The following is a 22,223-nucleotide window of genomic DNA, read 5'->3' on the forward strand; positions in this document are numbered from 1 at the left end:
TTTTTACGATGGCTGTGGGAGGGCATCTTGGAAAACACGATTAGGGTGCAAACGCACGAAACCTGGGTGGAACTTACGCTGAACCGCCCCGACCGGTTGAACAGCTTTACGGATGCGATGCACCTGTTGCTGCGTGATGCGATTTCAGAGGCTGAAAAAAATGGCGCGCGGGCGATCCTGTTGACGGGCGCAGGGCGTGGGTTTTGCGCGGGGCAGGATTTGGGCGACCGTGACCCTTCGAAAATGGATGGCCCGCCTAATTTGGGTCGCACGCTGGCAGAGTTCTATAACCCGCTGGTCCGCCAGATCCGTGCGCTGAACATTCCAGTTGTCTGTGCCGTGAACGGTGTGGCTGCGGGGGCGGGGGCCAACCTTGCGCTGGCGTGTGACATCGTGCTGGCGGGTGAAAGTGCCAAGTTCATTCAATCGTTTGCCAAGGTGGGCTTGATCCCCGACGCTGGAGGCAGCTGGATGCTGACCCGGCTGTTGGGCGAAGCGCGGGCAAAGGCGCTTGCCCTGACTGCTGAACCGCTTGGCGCACAAAAAGCGGCGGATTGGGGTCTGATCTGGAAAGCAGTGCCAGATGACGCGTTGATGGAGGAGGCGCGGGCCTTGGCGTCGCGCCTTTCAGTTGGCCCAACCGTGGGCCTTGGGCAAACCAAACAGCTTATTCAGGCGGCGGGGGGCGAACCCCTGGATACGCATTTGGAGCGGGAGGCCGCTGTGCAAAAGCTCTGTGGTGAAACACCGGATTACGCCGAAGGGGTAAGCGCGTTTCTGGAAAAACGCGCGCCTGTGTTCACGGGGAAAGCGTGATGGGGATTTCTGCAAAGGAACGCGCCGAACGCAGTGCCGAAGCGATGTGGCGTGATGACGGGGCATCGCAATGGGTTGGGTTGGAATTACTGGGGGTGGACGAAGGGTTCGCGCGTATCGCACTCGTCGTTCAGGCGCATCACGCGAATGGCCACGGGATGTGCCACGGCGGCGTGATTTTCACCCTTGCCGACAGCGCGTTCGCCTTTGCCTGTAACAGCTACAATCAGGTGACCGTCGCCCAGCACAATTCGATCACCTATATCGCGCCCGGCCGCGTCGGTGACAGGTTGATCGCCACGGCAACCGAAGTTTCGCGCACAGGGCGCAGCGGTATTTACGACGTGTCCGTCCACGACCCCGAGGAAAAGCTTATTGCAAGCTTTCGTGGGCTTTCACGCACAATCGGCGGCGCTCTGTTCGAAGAGTAGGCCGGGAGGGAGGATAAGATGAAAGATTTGACGCCGCGAAAATCGGAACTGGACCCGATCGAAGTTGCTTCGAGGGATGAAATTCAAGCGCTCCAGCTTGAGCGCCTGAAATGGTCGTTGCGCCATGCGTATGAAAACGTGCCAATGTATAAAAAGCGGTTCGATGACGTTGGCGTCCACCCCGATGATCTGAAATCGCTGGCTGATCTGGCCAAGTTTCCCTTCACGGAAAAAAACGACTTGCGCGACAATTATCCGTTCGGCTTGTTTGCGGTGCCGCGCGATCAGATCGTGCGGTTGCACGCGTCATCGGGCACCACGGGCAAGGCGACAGTGGTGGGGTACACCCGAAACGACATCGACATGTTTGCCAACATGGTGGCGCGCAGCCTGCGTGCGTCGGGCATTCGCCCCGGCCAGATGGTCCACAACGCCTATGGCTATGGCCTGTTTACCGGGGGGCTTGGCGCGCATTACGGCATCGAACGGCTTGGCGCGACGGTGGTGCCGGTTTCGGGGGGCATGACCCCGCGCCAAGTGACCCTGATCGACGACTTCAAACCGGACGCGATCATGGTCACGCCGTCCTATATGCTGAACATCCTTGATGAGTTTCGGGCCCAAGGTGTGGACCCGCGCGAAAGCTCGTTGCAGGTGGGGGTGTTCGGGGCAGAGCCGTGGACCAACGCCATGCGCGCCGAGGTCGAAGAGGCGTTCGATATGCACGCGGTCGATATCTATGGGCTAAGCGAAATCATGGGCCCCGGCGTCGCCAATGAATGCGTTGAAACCAAAGATGGCCTGCACATCTGGGAAGACCATTTCTACCCCGAGGTGATAAACCCCGACACAGGCGAACCCGTTGCGGACGGCGAACAGGGTGAACTGGTGTTCACCACCCTGACCAAAGAAGGGCTGCCGATGATCCGCTATCGTACCCGCGATCTGACCCGTTTGCTGCCCGGCACTGCGCGCAGCATGCGGCGGATGGAAAAGATCACCGGTCGGTGCGATGACATGATCATCCTGCGGGGCGTCAACGTCTTTCCCACCCAGATCGAAGAGCAGCTTCTGTCTGTGCCCGGCCTTTCGCCTCATTTCCAGATAGAGCTGTTGCAGGCCGGGCGAATGGATGCGATGCGCGTCCACGTAGAGGCCACGCCCGCCGCCGCAGATGCCGAAAGCAGGGCCGCCGCCGCCGCGCGTTTGGCGCGCCAGATAAAAGAGACAGTGGGCATCAGCACGGAAATCATCGTGGCTGATCCGGGCGGCATCGCGCGCTCCGAAGGGAAGGCAAAGCGCGTTGTCGATAACAGGATGAAGGATGCGTAATGGCCCGCAAAATTGCGCCAGATTATAACGCAAAACGCGCGCTTATTCTTAAGACCGCCGCACAGGTGTTTGCCGAACACGGGTACGACCGGGCCTCGCTTAACCAGTTGGCGGGTGCGTGCGATATTTCTAAGGCGAATATCTATCACTATTACGGCAGCAAAGAGGATATCCTGTTTGCCATCCTCGATGGCTATCTGATGGCGCTGCGCGATCGGATTTGCGGGCTGAACATCGCCACGCTTTCCGCGCCCGACCAGCTAAGGGCCACCGTGTCCGAGGTGCTGTTGGCCTATCAGGGGGCCGATCATGAACACCGGCTTCAGACGATGGCATTAGACGCGCTACCAGCCGACCGTCAGGACATTTTGCGCGGCTATCAGCGTGATTTGATCCGGCACCTTTCCCGGATCATGCGCACCGTCGCGCCCGAGGTGTTCGGCACCGACGCGGCCAAGCTTCGCTCTGCCACGATGTCAGTTTTCGGGATGATGAACTGGTTTTACATGTGGAACCGTAGTGCCGACGAAAAGGCCCGGATGGACTATGCCAAACTGGTTAGCAACATGGTGCTGGACGGCGTGCAAGGGTTGTAACCCTATTGGTCATAGTCCAGCACGATCTTGTCGCTGATCGGATAACATTGGCAGGTCAGCACATATCCGCGCGCGACCTCGTAATCCTCTAGGGCGTGGTTTGCCATCATCTCTACCTCTCCTTCGATAACCTTGGCACGGCAGGTAGAACAGACACCCGCCTTGCAGGCGAACGGTGCGTCGATGTCGTTGGCCAATGCGGCCTCTAACACGGTGCTGTCTTTTGGCATGGCGAAGCTACGGCTTGCCCCGTCCAGCTTGATGCGGGCCAGTGTTTCGTGCGTGCCGTCGGCTTCGGTAAGCGCGACAGCGGGGCGTGCGGCGCGGCCCGGTTGGTTGCTTGCGAACAGCTCAAACTTGATCTGATCTTTGGCCATCCCATGATCGACCAGCGCATCAGCAATGCCCAACATCATCGGTTCCGGCCCACAAATGAACGCCGTGTCGATTGTGGAAACATCGATCCATTGCTTGAACAGCTGGCCGCATTTTTCGGTATCCACGCGCCCGGTGAAAAGGTCGATGTCCTGACTGTCAGATTCCAACACGTGAATGACGGCAAGGCGGCCCATATAGGTGTTTTTCAGATCCTCAAGCTCTTCGCGGAACATGATCGAATTCACCGCGCGGTTGGCATAGACTAGCGTGAACCGCGATTTTGGTTCACGCGTCAAAACCGTGCGCAGGATCGAAAGCACCGGCGTGATGCCCGACCCACCCGCAAAGCCGACATAGTGATGGGTGGCCAAAGGCGTTATGGGCGTGTGGAAATTGCCCATCGGCGGCATCGCCTCAAGCGTATCGCCGGGTTTCAGGTTGTCGTTCGCCCATGTCGAAAACGCGCCGCCATCAACCTTTTTGATACCAACCTGCAGCACGCCGTCATCCAGCCCCGAACAGATGGAATAAGAGCGGCGCAGCTCTTCGCCATCGAAATCTTTGCGAAAGGTAAGGTATTGGCCCTGCAAAAAGTCGAAATCAGCGCCAGCCGGGGGCGCAAGCGTCACGACCACAGCATCACGAATGGTTTTTTGCACGTCGGTCACGGTCAGCGGGTGGAAACGGGCCATTGTGCCTCCTTAGATGCACTTGAAATAGTCGAAGGGTTCCAGGCAGGTCTTGCAGCGCCAATGCGCCTTGCAGGGGGTTGATCCGAACTGGCTGATGCGTTCGACATCGGCGTCGCCGCAATGCGGGCACGCGGTCGGCCCGCCTGCGGGTTGCGGTGGGGCGATGCCGTAATCCGTTAGCCGCGCCCGCCCTTTGTCGCTAAGCCAGTCGGTTGTCCACGGCGGTGAAAGCTGACGCTTTAGCGTGATCTTGTCGATGCCGCGCGCGCGCAGGGCGGTTTCGACATCAAGGTTGATAATGCTGGTCGCGGGGCACCCGGAATAGGTGGGCGTCAGGGCGACCTCTAACACGTCACCATTCCAGGCCACATCGCGAACGATGCCAAGGTCGACGACCGAAATCACCGGGATTTCCGGGTCGGGAACTTGGTCTAGCCATCGCCAGATCGTGGGGATATCGGGGCGGGTCATGTCACCACGTCGCGCCGGGATACGCCCGTTGCAGCCACTGCATCTGGGCCAGCATATGCCCCAGATGTTCTGTGTGCTGTCGGCCGGTTTTGCCGCCTTGATGGGCGAATTGGCTTTCGGGTAGGGTCAGCGTGGCGTCGGCCATCACCTGATCAACCTTGCGCTGCCATTCGGCGCGCAGGCTGGCCGGGTCGGGCGCGATACCTGCGGCGGCCATGGCGTTGTCCACGTCATCGGCTGCGAACATCTCGCCAGCGAAGGGCCACAACAGGTCCACGGCGCTTTGCATCCGTTGGTGGCTTTCGTCGGTGCCATCGCCAAGCGCGATCACCAGATCGGCCGAGCGTTCAAGGTGATACGCCGCCTCTTTCACCGACTTGGCCGCAATTTCGGCCACGCGCGCGTCGGATGAGGCTTGAAGCCGGGTCAGAAGTAGGACGTGGAACGCATCAAAAAAGAACTGTCGTGTGATGGTGTGACCGAAATCCAGATTGGGGCGTTCCAGCATCAGAAGGTTTCGAAAATCCCAGACGTCGCGCAAAAAGGCCAGATCATCGGCGGTGCGCCCCGCGCCCTCTACCTCGGCGGCATAGCCAAGCCACATTTGGGTCTGGCCGATCAGATCAAGCGCAGTGTTGGCCAGTGCGATGTCTTCCTCCAGCCCCGGCGCTTGGCCGCACCATTCTGAAATGCGGTGGCCCAGCACCAGCGTGTTGTCACCCATGCGCAGCAGGAATTGAAACAAGCCGTCCGACATCACATCGACCCTATTTCATCGGGAATGTCGAAAAACGTCGGGTGGCGATAGACCTTGGAATTGGCGGGCTCAAACAACGGGCCTTTGTCGCCCGGTGCTGATGCGGTGATCTGCGCGGCCTCGACCACCCAGATGGAAACACCCTCGTTCCGGCGGGTGTAAACGTCGCGCGCATTTTTCAGGGCGGCTTCGGCATCGGCGGCATGCAGGCTTCCGACATGGCGGTGCGACAGGCCATGCTGGCCGCGAATAAACACTTCCCACAGGGGGAGTTCAGGTGCGTTGCTCATTGTGCTGCGATCCCTTGAGATTTGCGTTTGGCGGCATGGGCCAGCATCCCGTCGCGCACCCATGCACCATCATCCCACGCTTGTTTGCGGGTGTTCAGCCGTTCGGTGTTGCACGGGCCATTGCCGCTGATCACGTCAAAGAATTCATCCCAATTCGGTTCAGAAAAATCATATTGGCCGGTTTCATCATTCCAGCGCAGATCGGGGTCGGGGACTGTCAGCCCAAGGTATTCAGCCTGTGGAACGGTTTGATCGACGAACTTCTGGCGCAGTTCGTCGTTGGTGTTCATCTTGATCCGCCACGCCATGGATTGCGCCGAATGAACGCTGTCTTTGTCGGACGGGCCAAACATCATAAGCGAGGGGAACCAGAACCGGTTCAGCGCGTCCTGCGCCATCTTTTTCTGCGCGTCTGTGCCGTTTGCCATCTTCATCATGATGTCAAAGCCCTGACGCTGGTGAAACGATTCCTCTTTGCAGATACGCACCATCGCGCGGGCATAAGGGCCGTACGATGTGCGCTGCAACGGTACCTGGTTCATGATCGCGGCGCCGTCCACCAACCAGCCAACCGCGCCCATATCGGCCCATGTCAGGGTCGGATAGTTGAAGATGGAGGAGTATTTCATCTTTCCATCAAGCAGCATCCGGGTCAGTTCATCGCGCGACACGCCAAGGGTTTCGGCGGCGCAATACAGATAGAGGCCATGCCCGGCCTCATCCTGCACCTTGGCCAGCAAAATGGCCTTACGTTCCAACGTGGGCGCGCGGGTGATCCAGTTGCCTTCGGGCAGTTGGCCAACGATTTCGGAATGGGCGTGTTGGCCGATCTGGCGGATCAGGTTCTTGCGATACCCGTCGGGCATCCAATCTTTGGGCTCAATCTTATCGCCCGCGTCGATGCGTTCCTGAAAGGCACGTTCTTGCGGGTCCATCTCGTCCAACGGTTTAACCCCGTGGCCTGTGGATTTTACCATCTGCGCGTACATGCTGCCCCTCCCGATTGGATGCCCAATATTAGGGGAGGGGGTCGTTCCGCGCAATTAAAATGTTACATGGCACGCCAATATGGCAATTACCATGTAACATATGTTTACTAACATGCCGCGCGGTTTTGATCCTTACAGGATGGACTGGCCTGTCGCGGCCCAGTCTTTCGCGAACTGATCCAAGCCCTTGTCCGTCAGAACGTGGTTGGCCAAGCCTTTGATGACACTGGGCGGAATCGTTGCGACATCCGCGCCCGCGATCGCGGACTCCTTCACATGATTTGCCGACCGGATAGATGCGGCAAGGATTTCTGTTGTGAAGCCGTAATTGTCGTAAATCGCGCGGATGTCGGCGATCAGCTCCATCCCATCAATGTTCAGATCATCCAACCGACCGACGAAGGGCGAAATATAAGTTGCGCCCGCCTTGGCCGCCAAAAGAGCCTGATTGGCGGAAAAACACAGCGTTACGTTGGTCTTGATTCCTTTGGCATTGAAGTAGCGGCAGGCCTTTAGCCCATCAAGGGTCAGCGGCAATTTCACCACGACGTTATCTGCGATGGCCGCAAGATGTTCGCCTTCGGCGATCATCCCGTCATAGGTCATCGATGCGACTTCGGCCGAAACCGGGCCATCAACCAAGCCGCAGATTTCGGCGACAACTTCTTTGAAATCACGGCCCGACTTGGCGATCAACGAGGGGTTGGTGGTTACACCATCCAACAGCCCATAGTCGTTCAACTCTTTGATGTCTTCGATGATTGCCGTGTCTACGAAGAATTTCATATTCGTCTCCTTACGTGTTCGTCAGTGTTTTTACGCGTGCGATGATGGCGTCTTTGGTGATGCCGAAATGCTGATACAGCGCGTCAGCCGGGCCAGAGGCGCCAAAGCCGGTCATCCCGATAACGTCGTCTTCGGTATCTACGTAGCGGGTCCAGCCGAATTTCCCGGCGGCCTCGATCGCGATACGAGGGGCCGATCCAAGAACTTCAGCGCGGTACGCGAAATCCTGAGCGTCAAACAATTCCCAGGTGGGCATCGAAACAACCGCGACGCCCAGACCCTGTTCGTTTAGGTCCTGCGCGGCTTCGACGGCAAGCGACACCTCTGTGCCCGTCGCCAAAAGCGTGATGTCACGCGACGCGCCGAAGGATTTGATGACATAGCCACCCTTGGCAGACAGGTTCTTATCCCCGCGTTCGGTGCGCAGTTGCGGCACCCCTTGACGCGACAGAGCCAAGAGAGATGGCGTTTTGCGGGACCGAATGGCGATATCCCAGCATTCTAGTGTTTCCATCGCATCGGCCGGGCGGAATACGTTCAGGTTTGGGATGGCCCTGAGAGAGGCCAAGTGTTCCACCGGCTGGTGCGTTGGGCCATCTTCGCCAAGTCCGATACTGTCATGTGTCATCACATAAATCGCGCCGACCTCCATCAAGGCAGACAAGCGGATCGCGTTGCGAGCATAATCGGAAAAGACAAGGAAAGTGCCACCATAGGGGATCAAACCGCCATGGGTACACATGCCGTTCATCGCGGCGGCCATTGCAAATTCCCGCACGCCATAGCCGATGTAACGGCCCGGTTTTTGCGCGGTGAACTGGGTGTCGACCGCATCAACGCGGGTCAGGTTCGACCCGGTCAAATCCGCCGAACCGCCGATCAGTTCTGGTAAGCAGGGTGCCAATGCATCCAACGCCAGCTGGCTGGCCTTACGTGTTGCAACTTTTTGGGGGGCATCGAAAAGGGTTTGGCGGGCGCGTTGTACCGCGGCGTCATACCCTTCGGGCAAGTCGCCCGCCAAACGCCGCGCAAATTCATCGCGCTGTGTGCTGGGCAGTGCATCAAAGCGGCCTTCCCAAGCCTGCCGGTCGCTGGTCCCTTTCGCGCCTATTTGATGCCATTCCAAAGCCAGCTCGGCAGGGATCTCAAACGGGTCGGCGCTCCAGCCTAAGATGGCTTTCGCCTTGGCAGCTTCGTCTTCGCCCAAGGGGGAGCCATGCGAACTGGCGGTGCCAGATTTTGTGGGTGCGCCGAACCCGATGACGGTCTTTATTGCGATCAGTGACGGTTTCGACCCCTCGTTGCGGGCTGCGGCCAGGGCTGCATCAATCGCATCCGCATCATGGCCATCCACGGCTTGCACATGCCAACCACAGGCGGCCAGCCGTGCTGGAACGTCTTCCGAGAATGAAACCGATGTCGGGCCATCAATGGTGATTTCGTTGTCGTCATACAGCGCAATCAACTTGCCCAGCCCAAGGTGCCCGGCCAGCGAAATCGCCTCTTGGCCCAAGCCTTCTTGAAGACAGCCGTCGCCCAAAAACACATAGGTTCTGTGATTAACAATATCGCCGCCAAAATCTGCGGCCAGCGCCTTTTCGGCAATGGCCATACCCACAGCGTTGGCGATGCCCTGACCCAGTGGCCCTGTTGTGGTTTCAATGCCTTGCGCATGCCCAAATTCTGGGTGGCCCGCAGTTTTTGCGCCGAGTTGGCGGAAATTCTTGATCTGCTCGCGTGTCATGTCTTCGTAACCCGACAGGTGCAGCAACGCGTACAACAGCATGGATGCGTGCCCGTTCGATAGAACCAAACGGTCACGGTTGGGCCAGTCGGGGTTGGTAGCATCGAATTTCAGGTGATTGCGGAAAAGCACCGTCGCGGCATCCGCCATGCCCATTGGCGCACCGGGGTGACCAGAGTTGGCGGCCTGAACGGCATCAATGGCCAAAGCACGGATGCAGTTCGCAAGCGCAAAGTTCGTTGGGTCGATCGCTGCTTTTTCGGCGACGAAGGCGGCATGGGGTGAAGGTTTTGACATCTCATCTCCTCTTGTTGCCTTTCGATAGCGCTACCAGCGCACTTATAACAAGAAAAAATAACAAAAACACACAATAGATGTTGATATGTGTTGTGGAATGTTAGAATGAAATTGGCCATTGTGCGCTCAACACAGACGGACCGAAGGGAATTTGGCGTGAAACGTGACGAACGCAGACAAGCGATTATGGATCTGTTGGTCGAACAGGGTGCGGTTGACCTTGATGATCTGGCGCATCGCTTTGTTGTGTCGAAAATGACGATCCACCGCGACTTGGATGACCTAGAGGCCGCAGGCGTTCTGCGTAAAATACGCGGCGGGGCCACGATTGACGCAGGCACCCAGTTTGAAAGCGATTTTCGGTTTCGCGAACGTCAGGGCGGGGCGGCAAAAGCCGTGATGGCACACGCCGCGTTGGAATTGATCGAACCGGGCATGACCGTGATGATCAATGACGGTTCCACGGCCGCTGTGCTGGGCGCATTGTTGCCGCAACGCCGACCGCTGACGGTCATTACGAACAACTCTGCGATCATCGACACCCTAAAGGGTGAATCGGGTATTTCGCTTATCACGTTGGGGGGCGCGTATTCGGCCAAGTTCAACGGGTTTTTCGGTGTGCTATGCGAAGAAAACCTGCGCCGCCTACGGTCGGATATATCGTTTCTATCGGTTCCGGCCGTGTCTGGAACGCAGGTGTTTCATATGGATGATGACGTTGTGCGCTCTAAGCGGGCGATGATGGATGCCGCGACCAAAACCTGTTTGCTGGTTAACCACGCCCGGTTTGACCGCACTGCGATGCACCTTTTCGCGGACCTTTCGGAATTCGATGCCGTGATCACCGATGCTGCGCCCTCTGATCAGGCACTTGATGCGCTTTCAGCGCATGAGATTAGCCTTACCATCGCCAATCCCGATGAAAACCCCGCATGACAGAATAGCAGAGACACTGGGCGGGTCGTCTTGGTTATCGCGCCAACCAACCACCATCGACGGCTAAGACGGTGCCATGGACATACCGCGCCGCATCCGAGGCCAGAAACACCGCTGCGCCAGCGATGTCTTCCGCATCGCCCCAACGGCCAGCGGGGATACGCTCCAGAATTGCTTGGTTACGTGCCGGATCTGCGCGCAGCATTTCAGTGTTGTTCGTGGCGATATAACCAGGTGCGATCGCGTTCACGTTTACCCCTTTTGCCGCCCATTCATTCGCCAACAGTTTTGTCACCCCCGCCACGCCGTGTTTTGCGGCGGTATAGCTTGGCACACGGATTCCGCCCTGAAACGACAACAGCGATGCAATGTTCACGATCTTGCCAGAGCCACGCTTAAGCGCAGCACGGCCAAAGGCCTGACACGTGAAAAACAGCGCCTTCAGGTTCACATCCATCACCTCGTCCCAGTCGGTTTCGGTGAAATCAACGGCATCATCGCGCCGGATGATGCCCGCGTTGTTGACCAAAATGTCCACGTGGCGGTTCTGAAAGACGTCTTTGGCCGCCATCGGATCCGCAAAATCCAGATGCAGTTCTTCAGCACCCGGGATTTTGACCAAGGTCTGGCCACAGCCCGAACGCGACGCGCAAATCACATGCGCGCCCGCATTTGCCATTTCAACCGCAATGGCCTGACCAATCCCGGTATTGGCCCCAGTCACCAAGGCGACGCGCCCGTTTAGCGAAAACTTATTCATTGGTGTTTCCAAGCCTATGCTGCCTCGACGCGCAACTCATCGGCGTCGAAAAAGTGCAGATGCGCAGGGTCCACGTTAAGCGTCATATGTTCACCTTTTGACGTTTTCACGTGGCCCGGAACGGTGACCAAAATGGTCGCCCCCGACCCAAGAACGCCGTGAATGACGGTTTCGGTTCCCAAGGCTTCGACCAAGGTAACGGTCATGTCCAACCCGGTTTCGGCAGGCGACAGGTGTTGCGGGCGGATGCCGGTCATGGTGGCGCCCGCAGGAACCCCGACGTTGCCCAATACCGGCTGAACATCGTCAAGCGTCAGGAAATTCATGTTTGGCGCCCCGATGAAGCCCGCGACGAATTTATTGACCGGTTTTTCAAACAGGGTAATCGGCGGTGCGACTTGTTCAATCTTGCCCGCCCGCAGAACGACGATCCGGTCGGCCAATGTCATTGCCTCGACCTGATCATGGGTCACATAGATCATCGTGGCACCCAGCCGCGCGTGCAGCGCAGAAAGCTCTGCGCGCATTGAAACGCGAAGCTCGGCGTCTAGGTTCGACAGCGGCTCATCCAGCAGAAACGCGGTGGGGTCACGCACGATGGCACGGCCAATCGCCACCCGCTGGCGCTGCCCGCCCGAAAGCTGGCCGGGGCGGCGTTTCAGCAGCGGGCCAATCTCAAGCATTTCAACGGCGGCCGAAATGCGTTCATCCATTTCCGCCTTTGGCATTTTGGCATTTTGCAAACCAAAGGCCAGGTTCTGGCGAACCGTCATATGCGGATAAAGCGCATAGCTTTGGAACACCATCGCCAGCCCGCGATCCGCCGCGCTGACGTTTGTGGCATCATTTTCGTTGATGAAGATGTTGCCCGAGGTGGGCCGATCAAGCCCCGAAATCTGGCGTAGCAACGTGGACTTGCCACAGCCCGACGGCCCAACGAAGACCACCAGTTCGCCTTCTTCGATCTCAAGGTTGATATCCTTGAGGACTTCGACCTGACCATAACTTTTGCGCAGGCTTTCCAGTCTGATGCGTCCCATTCGTCTTCCTCTATTTCAAACCGGTGCCGGCGATGCCTGCGGTGATGTAGCGTTGCAAAAACACGAACACCAAGACGACCGGGATCATCGTTGCGACGGTCATCGCCAAGATGAAATGCCACTGCACGTTAAGTTCGCCTGCGAATGTGTTCAGCCCAACCTGAAGCGTGAACAGCTCTTTTCGGCTAAGCACGATGAGGGGCCACAAAAAGTCGTTCCAGCGCCAAACCACCGAGAAAATGGCCAGAACCGCAAGGGCAGGGGCGGTAAGTGGCAGGATGATACGCCAGTAAATCTGCCACTCGCTGGCTTTGTCCATCCTTGCGGCCTCTAACAGCTCGTCCGGGATCGTCAGCATGTATTGGCGCAGCAGAAACACGCCCGTTGGCGTGGCCACGGTCGGTAAGATCACCCCCCAGAGAGAGTTCAACAGCCCCAGTGATGACACCACCGAATAGAGCGGAACAATGTTCACCGAAATCGGTATCATTAGTGTCGCCACGATCAACAAAAGCACCGCGTTGCGGCCCCGGAAGTCGTATTTCGACAGGGCAAATGCGGCCATCGAGTTGGTGATCAAAGTGATGATTGTCGCCACGCCGGTCACGAAAACCGAATTCCACAGGTACAGGCCAAAATTGAAATCGCGCAGCGGCTTTGCATAGTTTTCCAAGGCCAAGCCAACGCGCCGAACCGGGGTGCGGTCGTTGATGTTCACTTTGATTACGGTTTCAGGGTCTGCCGGGTCGACCATATTGGCGATGATCCCAACGCGCCTAACTTCGGCCAGTTCGCGGGGGGCTTCGCCTTCTGTGGTGACGGTATAAAGCGGCAGTTCTTTCATCGTGCCTTTGACCGGCACCTCGACCGTTTCCGAGACATAGGGCAGGATGGTCGGCGGGAATTCGGCCAGTTGAGCGGGCGATTTGAACGATGACATGACCAGCCAAATCGCGGGGCCAAACATGATTATCAGGCCAAACCCAAGCCACGCAAACGTTACTACATCGGTCCAATGCCACGTATCCCCGCCGCGACGGCGGGTCAGAAAGGTTATGGCCTTCATTTCTTGTCCTTCCAGCGGGTCAGACCTAGTTGTGCAAGGGTCAACACCACCAAAATGCTTGCCATGATCAACGACGCCGCTGACGCGAGGCCAGGATTTCGTAAGATGGATGCAAAGCCGACTTCGTAGATGTATTGCGTCAGGTAAAGGTTTGATGTGCCGGGGCCACCGCCCGTCAGCACATATACTTCGTCAAATACCTGAACGGCGCGGATTAGGGCCAACACGATGACAACCAACAGGTTGGGCCACAACAGGGGCAAAGTGATGCGCCAAAACGCGCGTGCGGGGGGCGTGCCGTCCATTTCGGCGGCCTCGTACAAATCCCGCGGAATTGCTTGCAGCCCGGCAAGCAAGATCAGCACGTAAAACCCGACATGGGCCCAAATTGAAACGCCCACAGCCGCGCCAAACGCCCATGTGCGTTCGGTCAGCCAGTTAATGGCCTGTGCGTCGAACTGAAACAGAATGAAGTTGAAGACGCCCTGCCGCTGCAGCATCCACTGCCAGATCAGGCCGACAACGACGGGCGACAAAAGCACCGGGAAAAAGAAGACAGCCCGCCAAAACGCGCGCGCCCGGATTTTGCCGTTAAGGATCAGGGCCGTAATCACAGCAAAGACGATCATCACCGAAACCTGCGTGAACACGAATTTGATCGTATTCCACAGCGCGATCCAGAAAAGATCTTCGCGGCACGAGTTCGGGTTAAAATGGTTTTCGCATTCAAGCAGACGGTTGAAATGCGCGCCGCCGACATAGCTGCGGTCAGATAAAAACAGCTCGGTTCCGCCTGTCACGGAATAGACGATGTTGATGAACAACGGCACCAACACGAACATTCCAAAGATCAGCAAATTCGGAATGAGGAAGAACGAAATCATACCGGGACGACCGGCAATCCCTTGCCACCAGCGCATCGGTATGTCGATCGCTTCAGCGAGCCAACGGACCGGCGCGGAAAGAACCGCGCCGATCGTAGTTTTTTCGTTGGATATCATTGGTTTTCTTGTGCCACTTGCTCTGCGATATCAGCATTCATCCGATCGAAAGCTTCGTCCAGCGAAAGCTCGCCCGCCATCGCTTGGCCGGTGCGTGTCACCAAGGCACCGTAATAGGCCGACGCCCATTTCCACGCCGGCAGGGCCGCCGCGTTTGGCGCAACGTTCCCGCTTGCCTCTACGAATGCTGAAAGCGCGGCTTTCACCTGATCGCTGTCGGTGTCGAAGTTAAGCCCGCCGCTTGCGACGACGTTCTTATGCGCTGGCAAGAATAACGTTCGCTCTGTGAATTCGCGCACCACTTCTTCGGATGCAAGGTAGTCCATCACGCGGCCAACGGCCTCTGGCTGCTTCGTGTATTTGACCGCAACAAGACCCGCGCCACCGGCCATGCCCGAACATGCGTCGGATCCGCAGGGGCTGCCCGTGGCAACCCAGTCAAAGTCATCACCGATTTTGGTTGCCAGGTTGGCGATCTGCCAGCTTCCTGAATAGTAATATGGAATCTGAGCGTTGATGAAATCCTCGGCCGCGGCGCGGTATGAAGAGCCTGCCGCGCTGACCCAAACATCGCGATAGTTTTGGCCGCCGTTCGTCCATTCCACCATCTTGGTGACGAATGCTTTCACGCCATCGTCGATGGGGGCAGGGGTGCCATCCGCCGCGATGTAATTCGCACCGAAGCTGACGTTCGGCCCGCTCAACCGGTGGCCGGAACGATCAAGAGCGAAGGCCGCAACAAGACCTTGGCTTTTCGCAACTTCAGCGCTTGCCGCAACCCAGTCATCCCAGCTTGCATCGGCACCGGGAAGGGCGACGCCTGCCTGTTCGAACAGCGTCGCGTTGGCGAAACCGCCGGTCAGCGTCAGCTGTGTCATAAAGCCCGTGATCGCGTCCGAACCGTCGGGGCGCATCCAGTCAGCCTTGTCGCCGAAATTTTCCTGCCAATAGGCGGGATCGGCGACATAGGGGGTTAGATCCAGCCAGTGTTCTGATTGCGCCTTAAGGTTGGTAACCCGTGCGATGTCTGGGCCGTTGCCTGCCTCTAGCGCGATTGGCAATTGTTCGGAAACGACCTGATAGGCGACATTGTCCAGAATGACGTCAATATCTGGGTTTTTCTCCATGAAACGGTCCAGAAGATCGCTCATGACTTCGCCTTCGACGCCGTCAGAATACCACATGACGCGCACTTCTTCGGCGAATGCGGCGCTTGACAACAATGTTGTCGAAAGGGCCGTCGCAATTAGGCCTTTGTAAAATTTCTCTTTCATCATTCTTCCTCCCATTGAATTTCGTCTAGTGCGGCACTCCCATGCCAGTTTCAGCCAACGCGGCGCTCTTTGTCGCTTTGCAACGGCAGAATTGTTCGGGTTCCTGAAAGGGACCAACCCTTGGGGTTCAGCACGCGCCCTTCGGCCTCTACGCGGCCATCGGGGTGGAACGTGACCAACCCATATTCGGGGTCATTGATGTGCAAGGTGCCATCGTTCGCCCGATCAACTGAAAGACTGTGACGCGCCTCAAACCCATCCAGATCGTGGCCCTGACCCAGTCGCAGAACCCAAAGGCCATCATGCCCATCAAGGCGCAGTTCGTTGCCCGCAGATGCCCCTTGTTCTTGCAATTCAAGCGGGCCAGACGCGCTAAGCGTTATCATGCCATTGCCTGAAACCGCCGAGGCGCGGTTGCCTGACAAACGCCACTGATCAAAGCAGGCCGTCGGGAACCAGCAGTGTGTGAAATTGGGTTGCGGGGCCTGACCTGAAAACAACACAACGGCCAGATCGCGATATTGCTGAACGCGCGGAACGCTAGCCGACCCACCCCAATAGGATGGCCGCCCATATCCCGATTGAATCAATTCGCCCGGATGATTGACCCACACTTGCGCGCGTGGATCATGACCCAGACGGGCATGGATCAACGTCTCTTGATAACCCCATTCGCCCCAACGATACGTCGCGGCCGACCCCATTGCGGTATCTGCGGTTTTGTAATGATAAAGATGCGCAAACGCGTTCTGCCCTTGGCAATACATCCACTCTTGCGCGTCATTGGCTGCCCAGCACGCGCGGCCTGTTAGGTCAGGCAGCTTTAGCCCGTAATCCCGCAGGCAAAGCGCCAGTTGCGGCAGGCAATTCACATGCGCCCCATACGCCCCTTTGCCCCACAGAAGCCGCGAAATTCCGGTTAGTTCCAGCGTATCAGTGACACAAAGCGAATGCTGATAGCTGCGCCCCTGCGCGGCCGTAATCACACCATGATGGGCCGAATTCGCGACCAGTTCTATCAACCGCGCGATGGCTTTTTGGGCGCGGGCGCGTATGTCTTGATCAGGTGCCAGCGCGAACAAAGCGGTCATCCCCTTCAGGTCAATCGGGAAATAGGGGGCCGAGTTGAATTCGGCCATCTCGACGCTTTCGAAATGATCAAACCATGCCATCAACCGGTCGCGGTTTACGTCACGCTGTTCGGTTCCCTTGCGGCCCGACCGTTGGAAGGTTGCATCCGGCAACAGGTTGCCCCCCAGATAGGCGGCGGTGTGAAACAGCAGTGCGTGGTTTTCCGAGAAATACCATTGAACATCGTTGCCCGGTTCATCCATCCAATAGCGATAGGTCAGGATGGCCTGATCAACGCGTTCCCGCAGGGCACTGGACAGCCGTTCTGGATGAATGATGCGCCCCCACAACAGCGGAACAAGCGCGAAGTCGGCGCAGTCCCAACAGTTTTCGATCGCGGGCAGGGCGTGGGTGATGATCGCCGATGCAGTCTCTAGATCCGCTTCTGTGCCTCGGGCCAAGCACGCGACCGCACGTTCGGTATCGGTTTCAGCGTTTTCCGCGACCCAAGCCAATGCCTCTTCTATGCGTGCGTCTAGGGTGTCGGCGGGGGGGGGCAGTGCGCTTCGGTGGCTGATCTCTGCGCCTAGGGTCGCCTGCGTGACGAAATCGTCCACGCTGACGGCGATATGGAAATACCGATAATCCGCGGGAAGGTCGGATGAATGGCACAACAATACGCGGCCTTGGCCCGCAGGCACCTCTAACGAAAACACCTGTTGGTCATGTGACATGAAATGCCCCGCGACCCGAACAGAAAGCTGCGTATCAACCGAGAACGCCACGGGAAGCTGCAACCAGATTTCAGCGTCGTCATAGTTGTTGCGATCCAAATGCATCGCTTCGAAGGTCGCTTCGACGCCCCGCACCAGTTGCGGGTCTGCGTTGAATGGAAGGCCCTGTTTGGACGTCGGGCCGGAAAGCCACACCAACGAGATTGGGATAACCGCATCCCGTTCGGCCAGATCATCGAAATAGATGGTGATCTCATTTTTGCCCGCCTTTAGGGGCGCATCAAACGTCACCTCTGCCGTGGCGTTACGAGTTGCTGGGGCCAGCCAGCCGACCTTTTCACCGTTTACGAAAGCCACGGCTGCGCCGCAGACCGACAATGACAACCGCGCGGTGCCATCCGCATCAGCGTCAATCGCGGTACGTGCCCAGCCGGATACGCGGGTTGCGCGAAACCAGAAGCCCGACAAATCCAGTTTGGGCGAACCCATTGGCAACACGTTGCGCGCAAGCGACCAGTCAGGCGCCCCCTGGGGCCGAGGTTCTTTATCCCGCGCTTCGGCAATATATGCCGTCCGGCATGGGTAGGTGTGCGGGATGATGTTTTTGTCTTTGGTCAGGAAAAAGGTCGAATCCATTTCCCCTTCCATTGGCGCGTCTGCAACATCGTACAGCGCCTCGTTCAATGGTGTGACCTGCCAATAGGTCAATGGATCATTCGCGGTCAGGGTCATGTTAACGCAGATCCTTAATCGCAACGGGATCCACATCGCCGTAGGCTTGGTTTTCGCCGGTCATGCCCCACACAAACGCATAGGGGCCGGTGCCCGCGCCCATGTGCAATGACCACGCCGGCGACAGCACAGCATCACCATTTGCAACCACCAGATGGCGCGTGTTTTCCGGGCGACCCATGAAATGCATCACACGGTCTTCTTCGCTTAGGTCGAAATAGCAATAAGCCTCCATCCGGCGTTCGTGCAGGTGCGGCGGCATGGTGTTCCAGATAGAGCCGGGCGCCGGGTCCGTGATACCCATCAACAACAGGCACGATGGCGCAACTTCGGGGTGGATATACATCGCAAGCGAACGCGCGTTGCTTCTTGCCGCTTCGCCCAGTTCCAAAACCTTGGCTTCGGATTTACGGATCAGACGATGCGCAATCGAAACCCCGGCAGGAACCGAATTCATATAGAACCTGGCCGGGTTGTCGGCGTTGTCGCTGCCAAGTGTGATCTTTTCCGCGTCACGACCGATATAAAGAACATCACGGTTGGCCAGCGAATACCGGGTTCCGTCGACGTCAATCCAACCGCCGGCGCCTAAGTTTGCAACGCCCATTTCACGGGCCGTGAAAAACAATGGTGTGCCGATTTCAGCACCATCACCGAATTCCAGTGCGGTCTCTGTTGGCACAGCGCCGCCAAGGATCATTCGGTCAAAATGTGAATACGCAAAGACGATTTTGCCGGGCGTAAACAACCCTTCGACCATAAAGTTATCACGCAAGGCGGGCGTGTTCATCGCATCAATCTGATCCGGCCCCGCGCCATATCTTTGCATCATCGTCATTGTGGTTGTCCTTCGGTTTCAAATGCGCGGCACCCTTCGACAAGGGCAAGGATTGCAAGGGATTGCCCGTATGCTGTCGGCTCGATCGAGATGTCGCGATAATGTTGCAAGTCGTGGCCCATGCGCGTGCCGTAGCTGACGCCCTGCACGACCCCATTTTCATCAACGGATGCAACAACAGCGTTAAGCGCACGCAGCCCGGCGTCTTTCCAGCTGGACGGGCCGATGCCCAGTCGCGCGGCCTTTAGCAGCCCATAAGCAATTCCTGCCGTCGCCGAGGTTTCAAGATAGCTGTCGGGTTCATCCAACAGGGTGTGCCACATGCCGCTTTTGTCTTGCAGCGGTAACAGCGCGTTGACCTGATCCTTCAGGACTTCGGCCAAAAACCCGCGGACAGATCCAGACACTTCGGCAAGCGCAAAAAGATCAACGATACCGGCGGTGATCCACGCATTACCGCGCGCCCAACGTGCATTTGCGAAGTTGTGGCGGCCGTTGAAGGTCCAGCCGTGAAACCACAGACCGGTTTCACGATCCGCAAGGAACTGGGTGTGCAGCAGGAACTGTTTTTCGGCCTCATCAACCAATTCGCGCCGACCGGATGCCTGCCCATAAGCCGCCAGAAAAAGCGCGACCATGTACAGTGTGTCGTCCCAGATTTCACCATCGTTAAGCTTGTCGGAAACATCGTGCTGAAAGCCGTCGAACGCGGTCCGTGCGCCGGTTGCCATAAGCTTGTTCGCCCAGTCGTCCAGCACACGACCATGTGCCGGGTCCCGCGTTTTGTCCCAATAAAGAGCCAGCGCAAGCATCGGCGCAGTTGTGTTCACATTCTGAGGGGGCAGGCCCTTTGCTATCGCGTTCGCGTACCACTCTTTCAAAAGCGTACCCAGATCGTCACTGTAATCCCGCGCTTCCCACAATTGGGCGATCCCAAAAAGGCCAACGCCCTGCGGCCATTCCCAACTGTCAAAGCTGATGTAATCGCCCGCGGTTCCGTCAAGATTAGGCTCGTCAAAGCGGCCTTCGTCAGACAGGTGCGTCAGTCCGGTTACCAGCTGATCAAGCACGGCGTGCATTGGAAAAGGCATTTTTGGTGAAGCTGTATTCATAAATCCCCCTGTGCAAACGGGATACAACATGCAACTAATTGCGCAATCTGTAATTTTATTGCATAAAGCTTGTGCATTGAGAGAATCTGATGGCATCAACTAAACGCACCCGCATTGCCGACATTGCCAAACAGGTTGGCGTATCCACGGCGACCGTATCGCGCGCTCTTTCGGGTGGCGGATACGTGCGTGACGACGTGGCCGCGCGCATCCGCACCGCAGCGTTAGAGATGAATTACCGCGTGCCGCAGAACCTGATCGGGCATAAGGTACTGCTTGCTGCATCGCATGATGCGATGATCGATTTTCAGCGAAGCCAGTTCACCATGTACGTGTTGGAAGGGCTGCGTGATCGCGCGCAAAAGTTGAATATCCAGATCGAAAACTACACGTTCCAATCGTCGGACCCGAATTCCGAACTTCGCGACAAAGTTGCCTCGGACGATTTTCTAGGGGTGCTGTTGCTAACGGTTGACGACGCGCTGTTGGATTTTGCGCAAAACTTGGCGTGCCCGGTGACGCTGGTGAACGGTGACGACCCTGAAATGCTGCTTAGTTCGGTTTCGCCGTGCAACAGATCCGCCGCAGCGATGGCCACCAAGCACCTTGTCGATCTGAACCACGAACGCATTTTGTTTCTAACCAAATCGGGCCGCAGAACCATCCAGCGCCGCCAAGAGGGCTGGCAAGATGTGATGGGCGCGCGGTTCGACCCAAACCTTGTTGTCGAGGCCGCCGACTGGACAGCCGAGGCTGCGCAAATCGCGATTCATAAGGCGCTTAAAGACGGTTTGGAATTCACTGGTGTTGTTGCGGCTGGGGATATTCTGGCGGCTGGCGCGCTTGTTGCGCTTAATCAGGCGGGCTTCAAGGTTCCCGACGACATGTCGGTTATTGGGATCGATGGCCTTCCACAGGGGGAGTATCTTTCCCCACCGCTGACGTCGGTCGCCATTCCGATGCAGGCGGTCGGCGCGCTGTCACTCGACCTGATATGCGAATCCGCAAAGTACCTAGAAACCGACATTCGTTTGCCTGTTCGACGGATCGAGCTTGCCTGTAAACTGGCGCCACGCGAAACCACGGGCAAGAACAAAGGCGGCTAGGCTCAAGTTGCTGGTAAGATATGTTATGTAAATAATTGTCTCTTCATTGGTCATATTAGCGGCTTGCGGAAGCTAAACAGCCCCCGCAAGCCAGTTGATATGTTAGGCGTCCTGACCGACGTTCTGACGTTGTGTGCCAAGCCCTTCGATGGACAGTTCCATTACATCGCCATTCTTCAGGTATACGGGTTCAGGCTTGATCCCCATCCCAACACCCGGAGGCGTCCCGGTAGAGATGACATCGCCCGGATGCAGCGTGAACAGATGGCTAAGGTGTTCGATGATTTCGGCAACCGTAAAGATCATCGTGTTGGTGTGCCCGGTCTGCATACGCTTGCCGTTCACATCCAAATGCATCGCCAGGTTCTGAGGGTCGCTTACTTCGTCCCGTGTGACCAGCCATGGGCCGGTTGGGCCGAAGGTGTCGCAGCTTTTGCCTTTGGTCCACTGACCGGTCAGCTGTGTCTGATAGTGGCGTTCTGAAACGTCATTGATCACGCAATAGCCCGCAACATAGTCCAGCGCGTCTTCTTTGCTGACGTATTTGGCGGCTTTGCCGATGACCACGCCCAGTTCGACCTCCCAATCAGTGTGGGTCGATCCGCGTGGGATCATCACATCGTCATTCGGCCCCACCACGGCGGAACTGGCCTTCATGAACAAAATCGGATGTTCAGGGATCGCCGCACCTGTTTCGGCCGCGTGGTCGGAATAGTTCAGACCGATACAGCAGAATTTGCCGATCTGACCCACGCATGGGCCAAGGCGCGGGTTGCCTTCGACCAATGGCAGGTCAGCAGGGTTCAGCGCGCGCAGTTTGGCAAGCCCTTCGTCCGACAGCACATCGCCCGAAATATCGCCAACAACACCCGACAGATCGCGCAAGCCGCCCTCAGCGTCCAGCATTCCGGGTTTTTCGGCTCCGGCATCTCCAAAACGCAGTAGTTTCATAGTCTTTCCTTTTCTTCAGAATT

Annotated in this window: 22 protein-coding genes; 6 read left to right on the forward strand and 16 right to left on the reverse strand. The window is 57.4% G+C overall.

Features of this window, described 5'->3' with window-relative positions; all coding sequences use genetic code 11:
- Positions 1-27: 27 nt before the first annotated feature.
- From paaG to COL8621_RS17885, 4 genes are read left to right on the forward strand one after another with little or no spacing between them, the layout of a single operon-like run.
- Positions 28-816, forward strand: a complete 789-nt coding sequence (gene paaG, locus COL8621_RS17870; RefSeq protein ID WP_093968788.1) for a 2-(1,2-epoxy-1,2-dihydrophenyl)acetyl-CoA isomerase PaaG — start codon at positions 28-30, stop codon at positions 814-816.
- Complete coding sequence (paaI, locus tag COL8621_RS17875; protein ID WP_093968789.1) at positions 816-1,247, forward strand: hydroxyphenylacetyl-CoA thioesterase PaaI; 432 nt, start codon at positions 816-818, stop codon at positions 1,245-1,247. Before paaG ends, paaI begins: the two co-directional genes overlap by 1 nt.
- 18 nt (positions 1,248-1,265) lie before the next feature.
- Entirely contained in the window at positions 1,266-2,579 is a 1,314-nt protein-coding gene (gene paaK, locus COL8621_RS17880) for a phenylacetate--CoA ligase PaaK (RefSeq protein ID WP_093968790.1), read from the forward strand.
- Positions 2,579-3,175, forward strand: a complete 597-nt coding sequence (locus COL8621_RS17885) for a TetR/AcrR family transcriptional regulator (RefSeq protein WP_093968791.1) — start codon at positions 2,579-2,581, stop codon at positions 3,173-3,175. Before paaK ends, COL8621_RS17885 begins: the two co-directional genes overlap by 1 nt.
- 2 nt (positions 3,176-3,177) lie before the next feature.
- Here the strand turns inward: COL8621_RS17885 and paaE are convergent, their stop codons facing one another.
- The 7 genes from paaE to tkt form a co-directional block, all read right to left on the reverse strand.
- Positions 3,178-4,245, reverse strand: a complete 1,068-nt coding sequence (paaE, locus tag COL8621_RS17890; RefSeq protein ID WP_093968792.1) for a 1,2-phenylacetyl-CoA epoxidase subunit PaaE — start codon at positions 4,243-4,245, stop codon at positions 3,178-3,180.
- Positions 4,246-4,254: 9 nt separating this feature from the next.
- Positions 4,255-4,716 carry a 1,2-phenylacetyl-CoA epoxidase subunit PaaD gene (gene paaD / locus COL8621_RS17895; protein ID WP_093968793.1) on the reverse strand — a complete coding sequence of 154 codons (462 nt, stop codon included), beginning with the start codon at positions 4,714-4,716 and terminating at the stop codon, positions 4,255-4,257.
- A gap of 1 nt (position 4,717) precedes the next feature.
- On the reverse strand, positions 4,718-5,473 hold the full coding sequence (gene paaC, locus COL8621_RS17900) for a 1,2-phenylacetyl-CoA epoxidase subunit PaaC (RefSeq protein WP_093968794.1): 756 nt from the start codon (positions 5,471-5,473) through the stop codon (positions 4,718-4,720).
- Complete coding sequence (gene paaB, locus COL8621_RS17905) at positions 5,473-5,763, reverse strand: 1,2-phenylacetyl-CoA epoxidase subunit PaaB (protein WP_093968795.1); 291 nt, start codon at positions 5,761-5,763, stop codon at positions 5,473-5,475. The genes paaC and paaB overlap by 1 nt, the downstream gene beginning before the upstream one ends.
- Positions 5,760-6,752: a 1,2-phenylacetyl-CoA epoxidase subunit PaaA gene (gene paaA / locus COL8621_RS17910; RefSeq protein WP_093968796.1), complete on the reverse strand. Its 993-nt coding sequence runs from the start codon at positions 6,750-6,752 to the stop codon at positions 5,760-5,762. Before paaA ends, paaB begins: the two co-directional genes overlap by 4 nt.
- Before the next feature lie 132 nt (positions 6,753-6,884).
- Positions 6,885-7,538, reverse strand: a complete 654-nt coding sequence (gene fsa / locus COL8621_RS17915) for a fructose-6-phosphate aldolase (protein ID WP_093968797.1) — start codon at positions 7,536-7,538, stop codon at positions 6,885-6,887.
- Between the two features lie 10 nt (positions 7,539-7,548).
- Positions 7,549-9,579: a transketolase gene (gene tkt, locus COL8621_RS17920; protein WP_093968798.1), complete on the reverse strand. Its 2,031-nt coding sequence runs from the start codon at positions 9,577-9,579 to the stop codon at positions 7,549-7,551.
- Positions 9,580-9,735: 156 nt separating this feature from the next.
- Between tkt and COL8621_RS17925 the strand changes: the two genes are divergently transcribed.
- On the forward strand, positions 9,736-10,515 hold the full coding sequence (locus tag COL8621_RS17925) for a DeoR/GlpR family DNA-binding transcription regulator (protein ID WP_093968848.1): 780 nt from the start codon (positions 9,736-9,738) through the stop codon (positions 10,513-10,515).
- Positions 10,516-10,549: 34 nt separating this feature from the next.
- Here the strand turns inward: COL8621_RS17925 and kduD are convergent, their stop codons facing one another.
- The 8 genes from kduD to bglB are packed head-to-tail and all read right to left on the reverse strand — an operon-like array spanning position 10,550 to position 20,143.
- Complete coding sequence (gene kduD, locus COL8621_RS17930; RefSeq protein ID WP_093968799.1) at positions 10,550-11,275, reverse strand: 2-dehydro-3-deoxy-D-gluconate 5-dehydrogenase KduD; 726 nt, start codon at positions 11,273-11,275, stop codon at positions 10,550-10,552.
- A 14-nt stretch (positions 11,276-11,289) separates the two neighbouring features.
- Complete coding sequence (locus COL8621_RS17935; protein ID WP_093968800.1) at positions 11,290-12,315, reverse strand: ABC transporter ATP-binding protein; 1,026 nt, start codon at positions 12,313-12,315, stop codon at positions 11,290-11,292.
- A gap of 10 nt (positions 12,316-12,325) precedes the next feature.
- On the reverse strand, positions 12,326-13,381 hold the full coding sequence (locus COL8621_RS17940) for a carbohydrate ABC transporter permease (protein WP_093968801.1): 1,056 nt from the start codon (positions 13,379-13,381) through the stop codon (positions 12,326-12,328).
- The gene (locus COL8621_RS17945; RefSeq protein ID WP_093968802.1) at positions 13,378-14,382 is read right to left on the reverse strand and encodes a carbohydrate ABC transporter permease; all 1,005 of its coding nucleotides are present in this window, start codon (positions 14,380-14,382) and stop codon (positions 13,378-13,380) included. The genes COL8621_RS17940 and COL8621_RS17945 overlap by 4 nt, the downstream gene beginning before the upstream one ends.
- Positions 14,379-15,659, reverse strand: a complete 1,281-nt coding sequence (locus COL8621_RS17950; protein ID WP_235823944.1) for an ABC transporter substrate-binding protein — start codon at positions 15,657-15,659, stop codon at positions 14,379-14,381. The genes COL8621_RS17945 and COL8621_RS17950 overlap by 4 nt, the downstream gene beginning before the upstream one ends.
- Before the next feature lie 47 nt (positions 15,660-15,706).
- Positions 15,707-18,193: a carbohydrate-binding protein gene (locus COL8621_RS17955; RefSeq protein WP_093968803.1), complete on the reverse strand. Its 2,487-nt coding sequence runs from the start codon at positions 18,191-18,193 to the stop codon at positions 15,707-15,709.
- A gap of 1 nt (position 18,194) precedes the next feature.
- Positions 18,195-19,031: a 5-dehydro-4-deoxy-D-glucuronate isomerase gene (kduI, locus tag COL8621_RS17960; RefSeq protein ID WP_093968804.1), complete on the reverse strand. Its 837-nt coding sequence runs from the start codon at positions 19,029-19,031 to the stop codon at positions 18,195-18,197.
- Complete coding sequence (gene bglB, locus COL8621_RS17965) at positions 19,028-20,143, reverse strand: beta-galactosidase BglB (protein ID WP_207652100.1); 1,116 nt, start codon at positions 20,141-20,143, stop codon at positions 19,028-19,030. Before bglB ends, kduI begins: the two co-directional genes overlap by 4 nt.
- An 89-nt stretch (positions 20,144-20,232) precedes the next feature.
- Between bglB and COL8621_RS17970 the strand changes: the two genes are divergently transcribed.
- Positions 20,233-21,249, forward strand: coding sequence for a LacI family DNA-binding transcriptional regulator (locus COL8621_RS17970; protein WP_093968806.1), 1,017 nt, complete (start codon positions 20,233-20,235; stop codon positions 21,247-21,249).
- A 102-nt stretch (positions 21,250-21,351) separates the two neighbouring features.
- Here the strand turns inward: COL8621_RS17970 and COL8621_RS17975 are convergent, their stop codons facing one another.
- Entirely contained in the window at positions 21,352-22,200 is an 849-nt protein-coding gene (locus tag COL8621_RS17975) for a fumarylacetoacetate hydrolase family protein (RefSeq protein WP_093968807.1), read from the reverse strand.
- Between the last annotated feature and the right edge of the window lie 23 nt (positions 22,201-22,223).

Origin of the sequence: Actibacterium lipolyticum, assembly GCF_900184935.1 — a bacterium.
Lineage (GTDB): Bacteria > Pseudomonadota > Alphaproteobacteria > Rhodobacterales > Rhodobacteraceae > Actibacterium_A > Actibacterium_A lipolyticum.

Coding starts and splice junctions, on each gene's coding strand:
- paaA (WP_093968796.1), bottom strand. CDS start 6,752: ATGTACGCGCAGATGGTAAAATCCACAGGCCACGGGGTTAAACCGTTG.
- COL8621_RS17935 (WP_093968800.1), bottom strand. CDS start 12,315: ATGGGACGCATCAGACTGGAAAGCCTGCGCAAAAGTTATGGTCAGGTC.
- paaI (WP_093968789.1), top strand. CDS start 816: ATGGGGATTTCTGCAAAGGAACGCGCCGAACGCAGTGCCGAAGCGATG.
- paaB (WP_093968795.1), bottom strand. CDS start 5,763: ATGAGCAACGCACCTGAACTCCCCCTGTGGGAAGTGTTTATTCGCGGC.
- COL8621_RS17940 (WP_093968801.1), bottom strand. CDS start 13,381: ATGAAGGCCATAACCTTTCTGACCCGCCGTCGCGGCGGGGATACGTGG.
- COL8621_RS17970 (WP_093968806.1), top strand. CDS start 20,233: ATGGCATCAACTAAACGCACCCGCATTGCCGACATTGCCAAACAGGTT.
- COL8621_RS17975 (WP_093968807.1), bottom strand. CDS start 22,200: ATGAAACTACTGCGTTTTGGAGATGCCGGAGCCGAAAAACCCGGAATG.
- paaD (WP_093968793.1), bottom strand. CDS start 4,716: ATGACCCGCCCCGATATCCCCACGATCTGGCGATGGCTAGACCAAGTT.
- bglB (WP_207652100.1), bottom strand. CDS start 20,143: ATGAATACAGCTTCACCAAAAATGCCTTTTCCAATGCACGCCGTGCTT.
- fsa (WP_093968797.1), bottom strand. CDS start 7,538: ATGAAATTCTTCGTAGACACGGCAATCATCGAAGACATCAAAGAGTTG.
- paaC (WP_093968794.1), bottom strand. CDS start 5,473: ATGTCGGACGGCTTGTTTCAATTCCTGCTGCGCATGGGTGACAACACG.
- COL8621_RS17955 (WP_093968803.1), bottom strand. CDS start 18,193: ATGACCCTGACCGCGAATGATCCATTGACCTATTGGCAGGTCACACCA.
- paaK (WP_093968790.1), top strand. CDS start 1,266: ATGAAAGATTTGACGCCGCGAAAATCGGAACTGGACCCGATCGAAGTT.
- COL8621_RS17950 (WP_235823944.1), bottom strand. CDS start 15,659: ATGATGAAAGAGAAATTTTACAAAGGCCTAATTGCGACGGCCCTTTCG.
- COL8621_RS17945 (WP_093968802.1), bottom strand. CDS start 14,382: ATGATATCCAACGAAAAAACTACGATCGGCGCGGTTCTTTCCGCGCCG.
- kduD (WP_093968799.1), bottom strand. CDS start 11,275: ATGAATAAGTTTTCGCTAAACGGGCGCGTCGCCTTGGTGACTGGGGCC.
- tkt (WP_093968798.1), bottom strand. CDS start 9,579: ATGTCAAAACCTTCACCCCATGCCGCCTTCGTCGCCGAAAAAGCAGCG.
- kduI (WP_093968804.1), bottom strand. CDS start 19,031: ATGACGATGATGCAAAGATATGGCGCGGGGCCGGATCAGATTGATGCG.
- COL8621_RS17885 (WP_093968791.1), top strand. CDS start 2,579: ATGGCCCGCAAAATTGCGCCAGATTATAACGCAAAACGCGCGCTTATT.
- paaE (WP_093968792.1), bottom strand. CDS start 4,245: ATGGCCCGTTTCCACCCGCTGACCGTGACCGACGTGCAAAAAACCATT.